Annotated in this window: 16 protein-coding genes; 6 read left to right on the top strand and 10 right to left on the bottom strand. The window is 44.6% G+C overall.

What is annotated here, in order from left to right; translation table 11 throughout:
- Positions 1-37: 37 nt before the first annotated feature.
- Together FKN08_RS14505 and FKN08_RS14500 are read right to left on the bottom strand one after the other, a co-directional pair.
- Positions 38-367, bottom strand: coding sequence for a hypothetical protein (locus FKN08_RS14505; RefSeq protein WP_005440588.1), 330 nt, complete (start codon positions 365-367; stop codon positions 38-40).
- Positions 368-477: 110 nt separating this feature from the next.
- Positions 478-819, bottom strand: a complete 342-nt coding sequence (locus FKN08_RS14500; RefSeq protein ID WP_139060881.1) for a DUF2799 domain-containing protein — start codon at positions 817-819, stop codon at positions 478-480.
- Between the two features lie 280 nt (positions 820-1,099).
- Here FKN08_RS14500 and FKN08_RS14495 point away from each other — a divergent pair, with 280 nt between their 5' ends.
- From FKN08_RS14495 to FKN08_RS14480, 4 genes are all read left to right on the top strand, one after another.
- Positions 1,100-2,584 (top strand): carbon starvation protein A, encoded by a 1,485-nt coding sequence (locus FKN08_RS14495; RefSeq protein ID WP_005381914.1) that lies wholly within the window; start codon positions 1,100-1,102, stop codon positions 2,582-2,584.
- A 193-nt stretch (positions 2,585-2,777) separates the two neighbouring features.
- On the top strand, positions 2,778-4,448 hold the full coding sequence (locus FKN08_RS14490) for a sensor histidine kinase (RefSeq protein WP_145533497.1): 1,671 nt from the start codon (positions 2,778-2,780) through the stop codon (positions 4,446-4,448).
- Positions 4,449-4,479: 31 nt separating this feature from the next.
- Positions 4,480-5,208 (top strand): two-component system response regulator BtsR, encoded by a 729-nt coding sequence (gene btsR / locus FKN08_RS14485; RefSeq protein WP_006743107.1) that lies wholly within the window; start codon positions 4,480-4,482, stop codon positions 5,206-5,208.
- A gap of 71 nt (positions 5,209-5,279) precedes the next feature.
- Entirely contained in the window at positions 5,280-5,753 is a 474-nt protein-coding gene (locus FKN08_RS14480; protein WP_170892375.1) for a low molecular weight phosphatase family protein, read from the top strand.
- Between the two features lie 46 nt (positions 5,754-5,799).
- Here the strand turns inward: FKN08_RS14480 and ispH are convergent, their stop codons facing one another.
- The 6 genes from ispH to murJ all read right to left on the bottom strand — a co-directional run bounded on the left by ispH (position 5,800) and on the right by murJ (position 13,421).
- Entirely contained in the window at positions 5,800-6,765 is a 966-nt protein-coding gene (gene ispH, locus FKN08_RS14475) for a 4-hydroxy-3-methylbut-2-enyl diphosphate reductase (protein ID WP_167713382.1), read from the bottom strand.
- Between the two features lie 23 nt (positions 6,766-6,788).
- A complete protein-coding gene (gene fkpB, locus FKN08_RS14470) occupies positions 6,789-7,220 on the bottom strand; it encodes an FKBP-type peptidyl-prolyl cis-trans isomerase (protein WP_170892374.1) in 432 nt (143 codons plus the stop codon).
- A 156-nt stretch (positions 7,221-7,376) separates the two neighbouring features.
- The gene (gene lspA, locus FKN08_RS14465; RefSeq protein ID WP_005397302.1) at positions 7,377-7,886 is read right to left on the bottom strand and encodes a signal peptidase II; all 510 of its coding nucleotides are present in this window, start codon (positions 7,884-7,886) and stop codon (positions 7,377-7,379) included.
- 73 nt (positions 7,887-7,959) lie between these two features.
- A complete protein-coding gene (gene ileS, locus FKN08_RS14460; RefSeq protein ID WP_170892373.1) occupies positions 7,960-10,788 on the bottom strand; it encodes an isoleucine--tRNA ligase in 2,829 nt (942 codons plus the stop codon).
- Positions 10,789-10,852: 64 nt separating this feature from the next.
- Positions 10,853-11,788, bottom strand: a complete 936-nt coding sequence (gene ribF, locus FKN08_RS14455) for a bifunctional riboflavin kinase/FAD synthetase (RefSeq protein WP_006743103.1) — start codon at positions 11,786-11,788, stop codon at positions 10,853-10,855.
- Positions 11,789-11,858: 70 nt separating this feature from the next.
- Entirely contained in the window at positions 11,859-13,421 is a 1,563-nt protein-coding gene (murJ, locus tag FKN08_RS14450) for a murein biosynthesis integral membrane protein MurJ (protein WP_074192056.1), read from the bottom strand.
- Positions 13,422-13,726: 305 nt separating this feature from the next.
- On the opposite strand from murJ, the gene rpsT reads away from it, so the two are divergent.
- The gene (rpsT, locus tag FKN08_RS14445) at positions 13,727-13,987 is read left to right on the top strand and encodes a 30S ribosomal protein S20 (protein WP_005381938.1); all 261 of its coding nucleotides are present in this window, start codon (positions 13,727-13,729) and stop codon (positions 13,985-13,987) included.
- Between the two features lie 306 nt (positions 13,988-14,293).
- Here the strand turns inward: rpsT and FKN08_RS14440 are convergent, their stop codons facing one another.
- Together FKN08_RS14440 and nhaR are read right to left on the bottom strand one after the other, a co-directional pair.
- Entirely contained in the window at positions 14,294-14,596 is a 303-nt protein-coding gene (locus FKN08_RS14440) for a metalloregulator ArsR/SmtB family transcription factor (RefSeq protein ID WP_005397309.1), read from the bottom strand.
- 289 nt (positions 14,597-14,885) lie between these two features.
- The gene (gene nhaR, locus FKN08_RS14435; protein ID WP_005381942.1) at positions 14,886-15,776 is read right to left on the bottom strand and encodes a transcriptional activator NhaR; all 891 of its coding nucleotides are present in this window, start codon (positions 15,774-15,776) and stop codon (positions 14,886-14,888) included.
- A gap of 386 nt (positions 15,777-16,162) precedes the next feature.
- Between nhaR and FKN08_RS14430 the strand changes: the two genes are divergently transcribed.
- Positions 16,163-17,308, top strand: coding sequence for a Na/Pi symporter (locus tag FKN08_RS14430; RefSeq protein WP_031780616.1), 1,146 nt, complete (start codon positions 16,163-16,165; stop codon positions 17,306-17,308).
- The last annotated feature ends 43 nt before the right edge of the window (positions 17,309-17,351 follow it).

The raw sequence follows: 17,351 nt of genomic DNA, 5'->3' as shown, positions 1-17,351 counted from the left end.
ACCTCGTGGTCTCCTTTTTTGTTTTAGATATCAAGATTTAGTCTTCATACAACCATTCATCAAACTCTTGGTTAAGCTTGTCATTTGCTTTACGTTTGATGTGATCAGGATTCGTTATGTTCTTAACGTTCTCTACTTTATTGGTGTACTTGCGAGTGGTTTGGTTTACTTCTCGCTTCACTTGGTTCTCGACATAAGTACCGTCAGTGACTTCTTTAATATTACGCTTGGTATTGTTGATGGTATTGGTAATACGATGCTTATCGTGATCGTATTTACGCTTCATCTTAATCGACTCTTTCAACACGTTGGTCGCACCGACCGTTAAGGGCAACAATGCTAATGCGACCAAAAAATACTTCTTCATGTTTTCATTTCACTTCTGATTGAATCTCAAGCCATAAGTACAGCAAAGCAATAAAATTCAAATGTCAGAAGATCAACAAGCAAAACCACAGTCTTGATTATGAAACAGATCTAGTTGCTGTATTCATTCCAACCACGTTGCCATTCCATGCGGAATTTTTGCGCTTGCTCAGTACCTTCACAAACCCCTTCGTAATACTGACCAGATAACCCCATTTGATACGCAAAAGCAGGATTACAGTACTCACGTAAACCTTCTAAATAACCTTGGTCGTAGTCACTTTGCTTAACGCTACCCAACTCACGCAGCTCGCTCATCGTGCGTGATGTATGTCCGGCTACACCATCTTGATATCCGATCTGATGCCAATCTCCTGACTTGGCAAGATCTTCCGTCGTTGCAGCGCATCCTGTAAGTAAAGCCAGCGCCAAACCTAACGTTGCCTTTTTCATGGTTCTTCCTTAAGCAATTGTTTTCAAAAATAAGCTTACCACTAATTATTGGCGTTTGCCGCTTAGCTTGCAGATTAAACCACTGACGCCTCGAATCAGCCGCTCACTACTGCAATCAACCATTCGCCATTTTTAAAAACCGCTCAAGCAGTATATCGACCACTCAGTGCTCTATTCGACCACTCATCTACTAACCGAATGCATTTAACACAAGTGACGCATAACATGCATCCTGAGATTAAAAAATTACCCTACCCAACTAAGACCAAGGACAATTGCTATGATGTGGTTTCTAACCTGTGTCGCAGCCCTAATCGGCGGATACTTCATCTACGGCGCTTTCGTCGAGAAGATTTTCGGCATCAATGAAAAACGCCAAACGCCTGCTCACACCAAATCGGACGGTGTTGACTTCGTTCCAATGTCAACAAAGAAAGTTTATCTAGTTCAGCTACTTAACATCGCTGGTGTTGGTCCAATTTTCGGCCCAATCATGGGTGCACTATACGGTCCAGCGGCAATGCTTTGGATTGTTGTCGGTTGTATTTTTGCTGGCGCAGTACACGATTACTTCTCAGGCATGCTTTCAGTGCGTAACGGCGGCGCATCTGTACCTACTATCACAGGTCGCTACCTAGGTAATGGCGCAAAACACTTTATGAATATTTTTGCCATTGTCCTACTGCTTCTTGTTGGCGTAGTGTTCGTTTCTGCTCCTGCAGGCATGATTACTAACCTCATCAATGATCAAACAAGCTTGAGCGTAAGCATGACTACTATGGTTATCGCTATCTTCGCTTACTACATCATTGCGACGATTGTTCCTGTCGATAAAATCATTGGCCGCTTCTACCCACTGTTTGGCGCTCTACTTATCTTTATGTCTGTTGGTCTAATGACAGCCGTTGCGTTTTCTAGCGAACACACAGTAATGGGTGACTTCCAAGTTTCAGACATGTTCTCGAACCTTAACCCAAATGATATGCCACTATGGCCAGCACTGTTCATCACTATCGCATGTGGCGCGATCTCTGGCTTCCACGCGACTCAGTCTCCACTGATGGCGCGTTGTATGGAAAACGAGAAAAATGGTCGTTTCGTCTTCTACGGAGCAATGATTGGTGAAGGTGTTATCGCGCTAATCTGGTGTGCTATCGCTCTGTCTTTCTTCGGCTCTCTAGACGCACTATCAGAAGCTGTGAAAAACGGTGGTCCTGGTAACGTGGTATACAGCGCATCATTTGGTCTGCTTGGTGTGTTCGGTGGTATCCTTGCGTTCCTAGGTGTGGTTATCCTACCAATTACGTCTGGCGATACAGCATTCCGTTCAAGCCGTCTGATCCTTGCTGAATACTTCAACATGGAACAAAAGACGCTACGTAACCGTCTACTGATGGCACTTCCACTGTTCGTTATCGGTGGTATCTTAACTCAAGTAGACTTCGGCATTATCTGGCGCTACTTCGGTTTTGCTAACCAAACAACAGCAGTAATGATGCTTTGGACTGCGTCCGCTTACCTACTACGTCACAACAAGCTGCACTGGATTACCACTATCCCTGCTATCTTCATGACCACGGTATGTGTCACGTTCATCTTAAACAACAGCTCGCTAGGTTTTGGCCTGCCAATGCAACTATCAACTATCGTCGGTATTGTGTTTGCCCTAGCAGTGACTGGTTACGTTATCAAAACCTCTAAGGGTAAAGGTGAAACTGAACTGGCTGACGAAGAGAAACCACAAGCCGTATCAGAAACAGCGTAGTACTCGTCACATCCGAGTGACTAAGATAAGAGCCTGCCAATTGCAGGCTCTTTTTGTTTTATACCCAAGTCACTTTAAGATTCAGAACTCGGAGCGCAGCGCCATGTATTTAGGTGTCTTTATTTATCTGAGCCAAGCATCTTGAAGTGACTTAGGTATACAATAACAACATTGATTCTAGGTTAGGTTCACTATGGAACTGGTCGTTTCCCTTTTACAACAGATGTGTGTGTACTTAGTTTTGGCTTACATGCTAAGTAAAACGCCAATCATCTTGCCTTTGCTGAGTATTTCTTCGCGCTTAAGCCACCGCCTAATTTGTTACGTACTCTTCTCTGGCTTTTGTATTCTCGGCACCTATTTCGGTCTGCATATCAACGACGCTATTGCCAATACTCGTGCGATCGGCGCGGTCATGGGCGGGCTGTTTGGTGGACCTGTTGTAGGTTTCGCCGTCGGATTTACTGGTGGCATCCATCGATACTCTCTTGGTGGCTTTACTGACCTCGCCTGCGCAATTTCAACCACCGCCGAGGGTGTAATTGGTGGCTTGCTCCACGTTTACCTTATCAAGCGAAATAAAGGCGCATTGCTGTTTAATCCAAGCGTTGTATTCAGCGTCACGTTTGTTGCAGAAGTGGTGCAAATGATTTTGCTGCTCGCCGTCGCTAAACCCTTTGATCAAGCCTATGAGCTGGTGTCTGCCATTGCAGCACCGATGATCATCGCGAACTCATTTGGTGCGGCATTGTTCATGAGTATCCTGCAAGACAGAAAAGCGATCTTTGAAAAGTTTTCTGCGACGTTTTCGCGTCGAGCACTCACCATTGCTGATCGCTCAGTGGGAATTCTAAGCAACGGCTTCAACACCGAAAACGCAGAGAAAATCGCACGTATTATTTACGAAGAAACCAAAGTGGGCGCTGTCGCGATTACCGACCAAGAAAAAATCTTAGCGTTTGTGGGCATTGGCGATGATCACCATAAACCGAACACGCCGATTTCATCGCAAAGCACATTGGATTCCATGGAGAAAAACGACATCATTTATCTTGATGGCGCAGAGCGTCCATACCAATGTTCCATCGCAAAAGACTGCAAACTTGGCTCCGCGCTGATCATCCCACTACGTGCGGGAAAAGAGGTCATTGGTACCATTAAGCTGTATGAACCGAAGCGTAAATTGTTCTCCACGGCCAACATGTCAATGGCGGAAGGGATAGCTCAGCTTCTCTCTAGCCAAATCTTGTATGGCGACTACCAACAACAACAAGCCTTACTCGCTCAAGCAGAAATCAAACTGCTTCACGCTCAGGTGAATCCACACTTTTTGTTTAATGCACTCAATACCATTAGTGCGATTACTCGTCGTGATCCTGATAAAGCACGTGAGTTGATCCAAAATTTATCGCACTTTTTCCGTAGCAATTTAAAGCAAAACATTAATACCGTGACGCTAAAAGAAGAGCTAGCACATGTGAACTCTTACTTGAGCATCGAGAAAGCCCGCTTTACGGACCGCTTAGAGGTTGAAATCGATATTCAGCCTGAATTGCTGGACATCAAATTGCCAAGCTTTACACTCCAGCCTTTGGTTGAGAATGCCATTAAGCACGGCATTTCAAACATGCTTGAAGGTGGTAAAGTTCATATATACAGCGAAGCACACCCACAAGGTCATTTGATTACCGTCGAAGACAATGCAGGCAGTTTTGAACCGCCAAAAGAAAACCACTCCGGGCTAGGTTTAGAAATTGTCGACAAACGTCTCACTAATCAATTTGGGCGTGATGCATCGCTAAAAATTACGTGCGAGCCACATCTATTTACTAAAATGAGCTTTATCATTCCCTCAAAATCATAAAAGCACTCTGAAGCAATAAAGGTAATGTTGGATGTTAACCGCACTCGTCATTGATGATGAACAGTTTGCTCGTGAAGAGCTGACAGAGTTATTGGATGAAACAGGCCAAGTTGAAGTGGTGGGCAATGCCTCAAACGCGATCCTTGGTCTAAAAAAAATCAATGAGCTCAAACCTGATGTGGTGTTTCTCGATATCCAAATGCCTCAAGTCACTGGGATTGAACTACTTGGAATGCTTGATCCAGAAACCATGCCTTATGTGGTTTTTGTCACGGCTTACGACCAGTATGCAATTCAAGCATTTGAAGACAACGCCTTTGATTACTTGCTCAAACCTGTCGACCCATGCCGTTTAACCAAAACGGTCAAACGGCTAAATAAAGTCATTAGTCAATCCGCCCTAACTCAACAGCTGTCTGCTATTACGCCCGACACTTTAGATCAGATTCCGTGCATCGGGCACAACCGTATCGTTATCATGGCCACCGACACGGTAGAATGTGCATACAGTGACATCAGCGGCGTGCATGTACGCTCCACCAGCCAAGCCGCGAGCACTCAACTAACATTAAAAACGCTAGAAGAGAAAACCCCACTGGTACGCTGTCATCGCCAATACTTAGTCAGTATTAAGGCCATCAGCGAAATCAAATTACTCGAAAACGGATTAGCAGAAATCATCACCAAAACTGGCTTTGAGATACCAGTAAGCCGCCGCTACCTTAAAGTGCTCAAAGAGATGCTGGGCATTAGCCACTAACACAAAAAATTCACACATCACCGCTGAGTTTCCGCTAGCGTATAAATAAGACGCTCCGAAAAGACGAGGCGATGTTGTATAAAGTTTTGTTCATATGTAAGCACAATGCTGGACGAAGTGTGCTCGCTGAGTCGATCGCAACCCATATCCTGCCAGCAGAGTTTAGTGTCGCCAGCGGTGGCTATCATCCCACAGGCAAAGTTCACCCGGTGGTGCAAAAATATTTAGATGACCACCAACTTCCCATTCCACATATCCACACCCACTCATGGGAAGAGCGAACTCAGTTTCTTCCTGACATCGTGATTATTCTCTGTGACTCTTTACATCAAGAGGCAGCTCCTCAATGGCTTGCGGGGGGCGTTCGAGTAAACTGGCAAGTCGATGCCTTTCCGACTGAAGGTTCTGATGAAGAGGTGTACGCACATTGCGAAAGGGTTGCTCAGTCGCTTGAGCGAAGAATCACGAAGATGTCCGATATGATTATCGATGGTTTAGGGAAAGACCAAATTCGTGATTACCTAAATGAACTGAGAGAGATGTAAAAAAGGCGACCCACTGGTCGCCTTTTGAATATTCGATAAATGGAGATTAATCCACTTGCTTGATTTGCAGTTCTTTGGGTACTTCAAAGAACATATTCTCTTCACGACCAAGCACTTCATCGACCGCTTCGGCACCGACGAGTTCTTTGATTCGCTCTAGAATCTGATTAACGAGCTCTTCCGGAGCAGATGCCCCCGCAGTCACGCCGACCTTTGTTTTGCCTTCGAACCACTCAGGTTTGATATCTTCCGGACAGTCGGTTAAGTAGCCAGGTGTCCCTAGCTTTTCAGCTAGCTCTTTAAGACGTGTAGAGTTTGATGAGTTTCTAGAACCCACCACAACCATCACATCTACGTCACCCGCTAATTCACGTACGGCATCTTGGCGGTTTTGTGTCGCGTAACAGATATCGTCTTTACGTGGTCCTTGGATATCTGGGAAGACGCGGCGTAGCTCTTCGATAACATCGGCAGTTTCATCTACAGAAAGTGTCGTTTGGCTTACGTAATGAAGATCTGATGGATCTTTCACAATCGACTTCAGTTTCTCAACGTCGGCAGGGGTTTCAACCAAGTACATACCACCCGTTTCACTCGCGTACTGCCCCATTGTGCCTTCCACTTCAGGGTGACCTGCGTGACCAATCAGAACCACTTCCATATTGCGGCGGCTTGCTCGCGCTACTTCCATATGCACTTTGGTTACCAAAGGACACGTTGCGTCAAATACCGTCAAATCTCGCTGCTTAGCTTCCTGACGAACCGCCTGCGATACACCATGAGCAGAAAAAATCACAATGTTGTTGTCTGGCACTTCATGCAGCTCTTCAACGAAGACAGCGCCACGTTGCTTTAGCCCTTCAACCACAAAACGGTTATGCACCACCTCATGACGAACATAAATCGGTGGCTGATACATCTCTAGCGCACGCTCTACGATGCTAATCGCACGGTCTACACCAGCACAAAAGCCGCGTGGGTTAGCTAATAGGATTTTCATTTCATTGCTCATGGAAATTATCTTTATTGGGTTCGCTATTCTACTGACAAAATTTCAACTTCGAAAGTCACGTCTTGTCCCGCTAGAGGATGGTTGAAGTCCACAGTGACTGAATCGCCAGCAATCTCTGTAATAATGCCCGGGATTTCCATACCATCAGGACCACTGAACGCCATGATTGTACCCACTTCTACTTCTGCATCACCTACAAACTTAGTGCGATCCATATGGTGTACATGGTCTGGATTTGGCATGCCAAACGCGTCTTCTGCTTTTAGCTCAATCGCTTTTTGTGCGCCTGTTTCGAGGCCTATCAAGCACTGCTCAAAGTTTTCACTCAAGCTGCCATCACCCATAACAAATTTCGCTGGTTTACCCATGTTATGAGTACTATCCGCAACCGATCCGTCTTTCATTTTAATCGTAAAGTGAAGGGTTACTACAGATTCATTGATTATTGTTGTCACGTTACTGCTTCCTTGTTCTTGGGTTATTACGCTGTCAGCTTGGTCTTTTTATACATTGATATGCTGATTGGCGCTCCAACATAATAAAAAGCGTCGCTCGAATCAACGGGCGACGCTTAGGGTTATTCAACTTTTCGCAATATACACTGCCACTACTTAGGCTTTCGCCTCGTCTTTCTTTCGAAAGCCGTCAAGAATAATCATCGCGGCACCAATACAGATCGCCATGTCTGCAAGGTTGAACGCTGGCCAGTGATAATTACCCCAGAAAAAGTCCAAATAATCCACGACAAACCCATGTATTACTCGGTCGAATACGTTGCCTACTGCGCCACCAATAATCATGGCATAAGCAATATTATTCCATTTCTCTTTCGCTGGTAGTTTGCTCATCCAGTAAGTCAAAAGACCTGTAACGATAAAAGCAATACCTGTAAATAACCAACGTTGCCAGCCCGCTTGATCACTCAAAAAGCTAAAAGCAGCACCATAGTTATGCACGTACAAAAGATTAAAGAATGGCAAAATTTCTATGCGGTTTGCCCAGCCATATCCCATGTTGTTCATTACAACATACTTAATGCCAATATCAGCTAAAAAGATAACCACCGCTAACCATAACCAGCGAATACCAGATTGCTTTAAAGACAGTGCTTTTTCACTCATTACTTTACCTACAAACAGCCCCAGTAAATACTGGGGCTGTTAATTTTAAAAAAAGTTCAGTCGTTCTAGGCAATTACGCGAATTTACGTACTTCACCTTCGCCTTCTACGTTAGATACACAACGACCACAGATTTTCTCGTGACCTTCAATTGTGCCTACGTCTGGCGTGTGGTGCCAACAACGATCACACTTCTCGCCTTCAGCTGCTGCTACTTCAACAAACAAGCCTTCGATATCCGTGGCTTGTGCTGCATCAGTCTTCTCACCTAGAGGCTTAACTTTCGCCGCAGAGGTTAGTAGAACAAAGCGCAGTTCATCTTCAAGTTTGTTGATCTTCGCCGCTAAAGCGTCATCAGCAAATAGAGTCACTTCAGCTTGTAGTGCACCACCGATGGTTTTCTCTTTACGCGCATCTTCTAGAAGTTTGTTTACTGCACCACGAACCGCTTGGATCTCAGCCCAGAATTCATTGTTCAGCTCTTCACCTTCAGCAAGGCCGAATAGACCGTCGAACCACTCACCAGTGAATACGAACTTGTCGCGCTCGCCTGGCATTTCGTTCCAGATTTCATCTGCAGTGAACGACATGATTGGCGCCATCCAACGAACTAGCGCTTCAACAATGTAGTAAAGCGCAGTCTGACAGCTACGTTGAGCGTTGCCGCCACGTTTTGCTGTGTACTGACGGTCTTTAATCACGTCTAGGTAGAAAGAGCCCATTTCGATCGAACAGAATTGCATTAGACGCTGAGTCACACCGTGTGTGTTGTACTCTTCGTATGCTTTAACAATCTCTTCTTGTGCTGCTAGCGCACGACCAACTGCCCAGCGATCTAGCGCAACCATCTCTTCAACAGGAACGATGTCTGTTTCAGGGTTGAAGCCGCTTAGGTTAGCAAGGAAGAAACGCGCTGTGTTACGGATACGACGGTAAGCATCTGCGCTACGTTTTAGGATTTCATCCGAAACCGCAACTTCACCGGTGTAGTCTGTTGAAGCAACCCATAGACGAAGAATGTCAGCACCTAGCTTGTTAGTTACGTCTTTTGGCGCAACCACGTTACCGATAGATTTAGACATCTTACGACCCTGACCATCAACCACGAAACCGTGTGTCAGTACTTGTTTGTAAGGCGCTTCGTCTTTCATCGCGATAGATGAAATTAGAGAAGACTGGAACCAACCACGGTGTTGGTCAGAACCTTCTAGGTATAGGTCTGCACTGTTGCCGTTGTACTCTTCACGAGCATCAACAACGGAGAAGTGAGTGACACCTGAATCGAACCATACGTCTAGCGTATCGAGTACTTTTTCGTATTGGTCAGCGTCAGCACCTAGTAGTTCAGCGGCATCTACATCCCACCATGCTTGGATGCCTTTCTCTTCAACCAGCTTAGCGACTTTCTCGATCAGCTCTAGCGTGTTTGGATGAAGTTCTGCTGTTTCTTTATGAACAAACAGAGCAATTGGCACACCCCAAGTACGTTGACGAGAGATACACCACTCAGGGCGACCTTCGATCATACCTTCGATGCGGCTTTGACCCCACTCAGGCATCCACTCTACGTTCTTGATTGACTCTAATGCTTTAGCACGTAGGCCAGCTTGGTCCATAGAAACGAACCATTGAGGTGTAGCACGGAAGATGATTGGAGTCTTATGACGCCAACAGTGTGGGTAGCTGTGCTCGTAAGCGTGGTGGTGTAGTAGTGCACCTTTTTCTTTCAGTACTTCTACTACTGCATCGTTCGCTTTAAATACGTGCTGACCAGCAAATAGCTCAGTATCTGGTAGATAAACACCGTTTGAACCAACTGGGTTCGCTACTTCTAGGTTGTACTTGTTACCAACCGCGAAGTCTTCTTGACCGTGACCAGGTGCAGTGTGAACAACACCAGTACCTGAATCAGTCGTAACGTGATCACCCAGGATCGCCGGTACAGTGAAATCGTAGAATGGGTGTTGGAACTGAGAAAGCTCTAGATCCGCACCTTTCGCAAAACCAAGGTTATGGAAATGCTCGATACCAGCACGGTCCATTACGTCTTTCGCCAGCTCAGCAGCAACGATGATACGTTCAGGTTGCTCGCCTTCAACTTGGATAAGTACATACTCAAGGTCATCACGTAGACACACAGCACGGTTCGCAGGAAGCGTCCAAGGAGTTGTCGTCCAGATGACAATAGAGATATCGCCTTTACCTTCATGGCCTTCAGTCAGCTCAAACTTAGACAACAGTGCCGCTTCGTCAGCCGCTTTAAAACGAACGTCGATAGATGGCGATACTTTATCTTTGTATTCTACTTCCGCTTCAGCAAGAGCAGAACCACAGTCTGTACACCAGTGAACAGGTTTGAAACCTTTTAGCAGGTGACCTTTGCTTGCGATCTTACCAAGTGCACGGATGATGTTCGCTTCAGTTGCAAAGTCCATAGTGCGGTATGGCTTGTCCCACTCACCCATGATGCCAAGACGCTTGAAGCTCTCTTTTTGACCTTCAACTTGACCTGCAGCGTACTCGCGACATTTCTCGCGGAACTCAGCTGCCGTCACTTTTTGGCCTGGCTTGCCTACTTTCTTCTCTACCATCAATTCGATAGGTAGACCGTGGCAGTCCCAGCCTGGGATGTAAGGTGCGTCAAAACCTGAAAGTGTTTTGGATTTAATAATAATGTCTTTAAGAATCTTGTTTAGTGCGTGACCAATATGAATGTCACCATTTGCGTAAGGAGGGCCATCGTGCAATACGAATGACTTTTTGCCTTTCTTAGCTTTACGGATTTCACCGTAAAGATCTTCTTTGTACCAACGCTTAAGCATTTCTGGCTCACGATTGGCCAGATTGCCGCGCATTGGAAACCCTGTTTCAGGTAAGTTCAGGGTATCTTTATACTCACTCATCGATTCTTAATTCCGTTATATTGGGCGAAAATTAGACATTATGTTGAACGGTGGAATAAACCGCTCAACGCTTAAGCTGACGCAGCCACACCCTTGCTGCTTCAGCATCCAATTCGATTTGTTGTTTAAGTGCTTCAAACGACTCAAACTTTTGCTCATCTCGAAGTTTATGCAAAAGTTCCACTTCTAGTTGCTTGCCATATAAATTGGCATGAAAGTCGAATAAGTGTACTTCTAACTGCTGGCGAACGCCATTGACAGTCGGTCTTTGACCAATATTAGCAACACCACCAACTGGCTTATTTCCTAAGCCAAGCGCTTGAACAACATAGACTCCGGAAACCGGAGAAACACAGCGTTTCAAAGGAATATTCGCAGTAGGAAAACCTATCGTTCTGCCCAGCTTTCTTCCGTGAGAAACACGACCGCTGATGCTGTAGTTTCTTCCCAGCATCTGTTGCGCGGAATGCAAATCGTCACGCGCCAGCGCTTGACGGATAGCCGTACTGCTGACACGTAATTGTTGTAAACAAAAGCTCTGGGTACTCACGACATCAAAACCGTACTTTTCCCCTGCTTCCTGCAGCATTGCAAAGTTACCTGTACGGCCTTTGCCAAAGCAAAAATCATCACCAACGACAAGAAACTTAACACCCAAACGCTCGACCAACAAGTCACGGATAAATTCTTCCGCGGTTAAACTTGCAAAATGACGATTGAAATTGACGCAGAGCAAGCGATCAATATCGAGCTTACTCAATTGCACGAACTTATCGCGTAATCGCGTCAACCGTGCAGGTGCCTTATCTTTGGCAAACAGCTCCATCGGCTGAGGTTCAAAGGTCATCACAACAGAAGGCAATGATAGCCTGTCCGCTTGCTCAGACACTTGCTGCAATACTTGTTGATGGCCTTTATGGACACCATCGAAATTGCCAATAGTCAGCACGCAACCATGATGTCGCGGGGTGATATTGTGAATGCCTCTAATCAGTTCCATTGGATACTGCTTTCTGCCTCTGTTTTTACTTTACACTGTGTGAAACTGACGGATTATATACTAATCACCCTTAGTCTGTCCCAGCTTTTAGGTCTTTTAAGCGTGCACCAGTTAAAAATAGAACCACTAGGTAAACCACGGCTCCTAGAGCGATCAACATTCCTAGTACACCGCTGCGGTGAGCAAAGCTCCAATCGAGCCACACTGACATGTCTTCCAATTGCCATAAGATCGCAGCCACCATCGCTGCACCTGCAATAACCAAACGTATAATAAAGAAGACGGTTCGTTTGGTGATTTGGTATACCCCTGCGATATGTAGACCACGATACAGCAATGCCATATTTACGAACGCCGAAAGTGCCGTCGCGATAGCCAAACCAACGTAGCCATAAAAGTACGCAAAAATTGCGTTAAACACCATGTTGGTCACCATCGCAATGATGCCGTACTTTACTGGCGTTTTAGTATCTTGACGCGAGTAATAACCTGGTGCGAGCACCTTGATCAACATGAAGTTCAACAAACCTGAAGCGTAGGCAAAGAGCGACAATGATGCTTGATGTACGTCTTGAGGAGAAAATTCACCTCTCATAAACAGAACCATGAGCATAGGTTTTGCCAGTACCATCAGACCAAGCATTGCAGGAAGGCCAAGCAAGATCACCATACGCACCCCCCAATCCATGGTTTGCGCGAAGCCTTCACTTTGTGCGTCAACGTGTTTACGTGAAAGCGCGGGTAAAATCACAGTCGCAATCGCAATACCAAACAGGCCTAAAGGAAATTCCAATAAGCGGTCTGAGTAATACAGCCAGCTGATCGAACCGGTTTGCAAAAAACTGGCGATGAACGTATCAAACAACAGGTTAATCTGACTGACCGATACACCAAATAAAGCGGGGATCATCAAAGTACGGATTTTCACTACACCCGGATCGCGCCAGCCCCATTTTGGCTTAACCATGACGCCTGCTTTAATAAGAAAGGGAATTTGGAATAAGAACTGGACCAAACCACCTAAGAAAACACCAATGGAAAGCCCTATTTCTGGCATTTCCATTTGCGGCGAGATAAACCACGCCGCCAAAATAATCATCACATTGAGGAAAACAGGGGTAAAGGAGGAGACCGCAAATTTACCTAATGTATTGAGGATAGCGCCCGATAGAGCGACAAAGGTAATGAACCATAAATAGGGAAAGGTGATTTTGAGCATCACGCTAGCTAGCTCAAACTTTGCTGCAGCCGGGCCACCATGCATCCAGTCAAGGAACCAACCAAAACCAAACACAGCAGTGACCACGCCGGAGCCTAGGACACCTAAAATGGTAACAATCGAGACTATCACCCCTAACGTACCCGCCGCACGAGCAATGAGCTCCCGAGTTTTATCCATGTCGCCTTGAGCATGGCTTTCCGTTAAAACAGGTACAAACGCTTGGGAAAAAGCACCTTCAGCAAACAAACGTCTTAAAAAATTAGGAATTTTATTGGCGAAGAAAAAGACGTCTGCGCTTGCTCCTGCCCCCATTAAATTTGCCACTACAACATCACGAACTAGGCCAAGAACGCGGGAAATAAATGTCATAGCACTGACGATCATGCCAGACTTGAGTAGTCGTTTACTCACTGTAACCTCGGAATATCACCATAAGACAGCTAACCCTATACTGTTTCTCTGACAGGTGCTGTAAATAGACGTCAAAAATCTATCCGCGGCTTGTAAGGAATAAGTGTGCCTTTAGCGGATAATTATTAGCATTGGTATAAAAATGCTGTTAGAATCCCCGCCATCTTAACCGCGATAACCTCTCTTACCAAAATTTGTTTTGGCTTAGATCGGTTTTTGCACAAATCATTTGACATTTAAGCGCAAATGAGGGATATTCCTCGCCCTTAAATTGTCACAGAACTAAGTTTTTGGGAGTTAGACCCTTGGCAAATAGTAAATCTGCTAAGAAGCGCGCTATCCAAGCTGAGAAACGTCGTCAGCACAATGCTAGCCGTCGCTCAATGATGCGTACTTACATGAAGAAAACTGTTGCTGCTATCGAAGCAGGCGACAAAGAAGCTGCAACTGCTGCATTCGCTGTAGTTACACCTATCCTAGACCGCATGGCAACTAAAGGCCTTATTCACAAGAATAAAGCAGCTCGCCATAAGTCTCGTTTCGCTGCACAAATCAAAGCTCTTTAATAGAGTCCTGATTTTACAGTGAAGAAAAAACCGACCTTGTGTCGGTTTTTTTATATCTACAAAATTTTCTTAATAAAAAAGCTGGCAATGCCAGCTTTTCTTTTTTCTGCACGCCTATTCAAAGGCATCAGCTTATTTACCTTATAAAGCTCAAACTGGAAAGCACCAATAAAACACTTGAGAACAAAGCAAATTGGTCGATGCGCAGCAACTCTACCATCAAAAGTTTAACGCCACTCTCAAATATTCCAACGAGTTAGATTCACAGCCTAAAATGAACGATATATTAGGTATATGTAATTAACGCTAAGCGCTTTCAGCACAATAAAGACTATGCAGTGTTTTTATTAACGCTTTCACTTCATCACTCTTTAATGTGTAGTACACGGTTTGTGCTTCTTTCCTTGTCGTGACTAGCTCATCACGGCGAAGCCAAGCAAGATGCTGAGATAATGCCGACTGGCTTAGCTCTAACTTTGCACACAGCTCTCCCACGGACAGCTCTTGGTTATGCAGCATACAAAGGATTTGTAGGCGTCTCTCGTTTGCCATCGCTTTGAGCAACACGACGGCTTTTGCGGAGTTCTGCTCCATTTCTTGTAGATTCATGTGTTGGACCTCTAGCTACAACTTACTTATTCCAACCCTGGCCAGCTTGTTGTGTTGCACTGATTTATATATCTAAGAAAATCAAGATACACTTCCAGAGTCTTCATTATTAGAACCTCTAATTTAGTTGTTAGTGATACACCAATATTATCCACCAAAGTGAAGAATTGATGCGCCATCAATAATTAATAGTTTTGCTCACTAAAACAAGTATCTTGAGTTACTTAGGTATTATTTAGAATTATATTTTTATTGATAGTAATCTATTTATTTGCGCAACGATACGGGTTTACTCAAACATTTGACTGAAATCAGCATCACAAACATTTTTTACCGCTGGGTGTTGGATCATTCGTTCCGCAAAAATCACGTAGTACTCTTCTTTTAACCCATCGACATGACCAATTAGCTGTAGATTTCGGTCGTCCTCAATCTCCGACATGTATACGGTCGGCGCTAAGAAAATCACATCATCGTGGTACCTTGCGAAAGCCTTCATCAACGCGACATCATCAAATTCTCCCAACACATTAGGCTGAAGACCTTGACGATCAAACCACTGAATAACCTTACGCCCCATTGCTGTTCGGCTTGCAGGAATCAAAAGTTTTTTCTGTTCCAGAATCTCAGGAAAACGCACATTTTCAATTTCAGAAGAGGCGAAAAAGCTCATGCTGCTCTCACCTAGCTTTTTGCTATAAAGGCCAGGGCTTTGAGTTGAGTCAACGGGACAATCCGAGAGGATCATATCTAGCTTGTGCTGAGACAGTCGTTCAAGTAGCAATTCGTGGGTTGACTCATAACAGCGTAAATGAATACTGTTATCTTCAGGGACAGTCGTCATTAGTACTTTACTGACCAAGCGTTTAGATAACGCATCGGCTACGCCAACTTCAAACAGAATGTTCGAGTGCTGACTGTAATTGACGATATCTAACATCTCATAACTCAAACCAAACATTCGGTCGGCGTACTTAAAAACAAGTTGCCCTAACTCAGTTGGCTCAACTGTACGACCATTTCGTTTGGTTAACTTTCCTTTCATGCGTTCTTCAAGCGCTTTAATCTGCCCTGTCACGGTTTGCGGTGTCAGGAAAAGCGCATCGGCCGCTTTAGTTACAGAGCCCTGTTTGCACACCATCCAGAAATAATATAGATGGTTGTAATTTAGATGTGACATGATCAAGTCCCGAAAAGAAAGTGATGCTTTTTATACCAAATGTGACAGAGACAAACAATAAACTCGACAAAACCATACAATACATTACAAAAACATAAGTTTTACCGAATATATAAAATTAATACTGTCATAAAAGTTGAACTGAGGCGCATTTTCTTTCTAAAGAAAACGCAAAAACCACACAAAACGAAATTCAAATTTATTCATTAAATTCAAATAGTTAAAAACCATCAATTTTCCCTACTCACACCACTACCAAAAAGAACAATAAAAATTACTCACAGCAAGAAATCTGTAATATTACTGAAATATTTGTTCTCTAACATCGCCCGCAGTTTCAACTACAGACCGAAAAATGAACTGAAAGGTCAACGGAGAAAATTATGATGAACCAAGCTACTTCAACAGTGGCGCCAATTTCGAGCACTGCTCGTTGGTTACGCTGGGCTAACTTGGCATTCATGTTGTATCTGCTTCTTCTAGCAGTATCTATGGTTGGTAGTGGCTTCAAATGGGCAACTGGCGATCAAGCTAAGGTGCTATTTGAGTTTGCCGCTCACCCTGTTGCAGGTCTAATGATCGGCTTGGTGGCAACAGCCTTAATTCAGTCCTCAAGTACTGTTACGTCTATTATTGTAGGTTTGGTTGCAGGTGGCTTACCAGTAGAAACCGCGATTCCAATGGTGATGGGTGCCAATATTGGTACCACAGTGACTAATACGCTTGTTTCTCTTGGTCACGTACGTTGTAAAGAAGAGTTCAAACGTGCATTTGCAAGCGCAACTATTCACGACTTCTTCAACTTACTTGCTGTTGCTATTTTCCTTCCGTTGGAAATGATGTTCGGCATTTTAGAGAAAGTTTCTCATTGGCTTGTTTCTCCACTACTTGCTACTGGCGATATGAGCATTAAAGGCTTCAACTTCATTAAGCCAATAACAAAACCAGTTGTGGGTGCAATTAAAGAGCCACTTTCAACATTCGGTGATACTGTTGGTGGCATCATGCTTATCGTTTTGGGTATTGCGACAATCTTCGTTGCAATTACGGTAATGGGTAAGCTAATGAAGAGCCTAATGGTTGGCCGCGCACGTGAAATTTTGAAAAACGCGATTGGTCGTGGCCCTATTCACGGTATTGTATCGGGTTCAATCGTGACTGTGTTGGTACAATCTTCATCAACAACAACTAGCTTGATGGTTCCACTTGTGGGTACAGGCGTTCTTAAAGTTCGTGATATTTACCCATTCACGCTAGGTGCAAACATTGGTACTTGTATTACGGCGCTACTAGCAGCAACAGCCGTATCGGGTGAGTTTGCGGTATTCGCGCTTCAAATCGCTCTGGTACACCTAGTATTTAATATCATGGCAACTCTGTTTATCTTTGGTATTCCGTTCCTACGTGAAATTCCAGTGAAAGGCGCTGAGATGATTTCTGAAATGGCTATCAAGAACAAAGCTGTTGTCGGTGGCTACCTAATGTCTGTATTCGTTATTTTACCAGGCGCGATCTTAGCCCTAACGACATAACAATAACTTACATACCATCGCTTATTGTTTAGGCTCCACATTG

Source organism: Vibrio sp. 1-2 (7-a) (assembly GCF_013048515.1).
In the GTDB taxonomy this organism is placed as follows: domain Bacteria; phylum Pseudomonadota; class Gammaproteobacteria; order Enterobacterales; family Vibrionaceae; genus Vibrio; species Vibrio diabolicus.
Note: the sequence above shows the minus strand (reverse complement) of the source record. Positions and strands in the feature narration are given on the sequence as shown.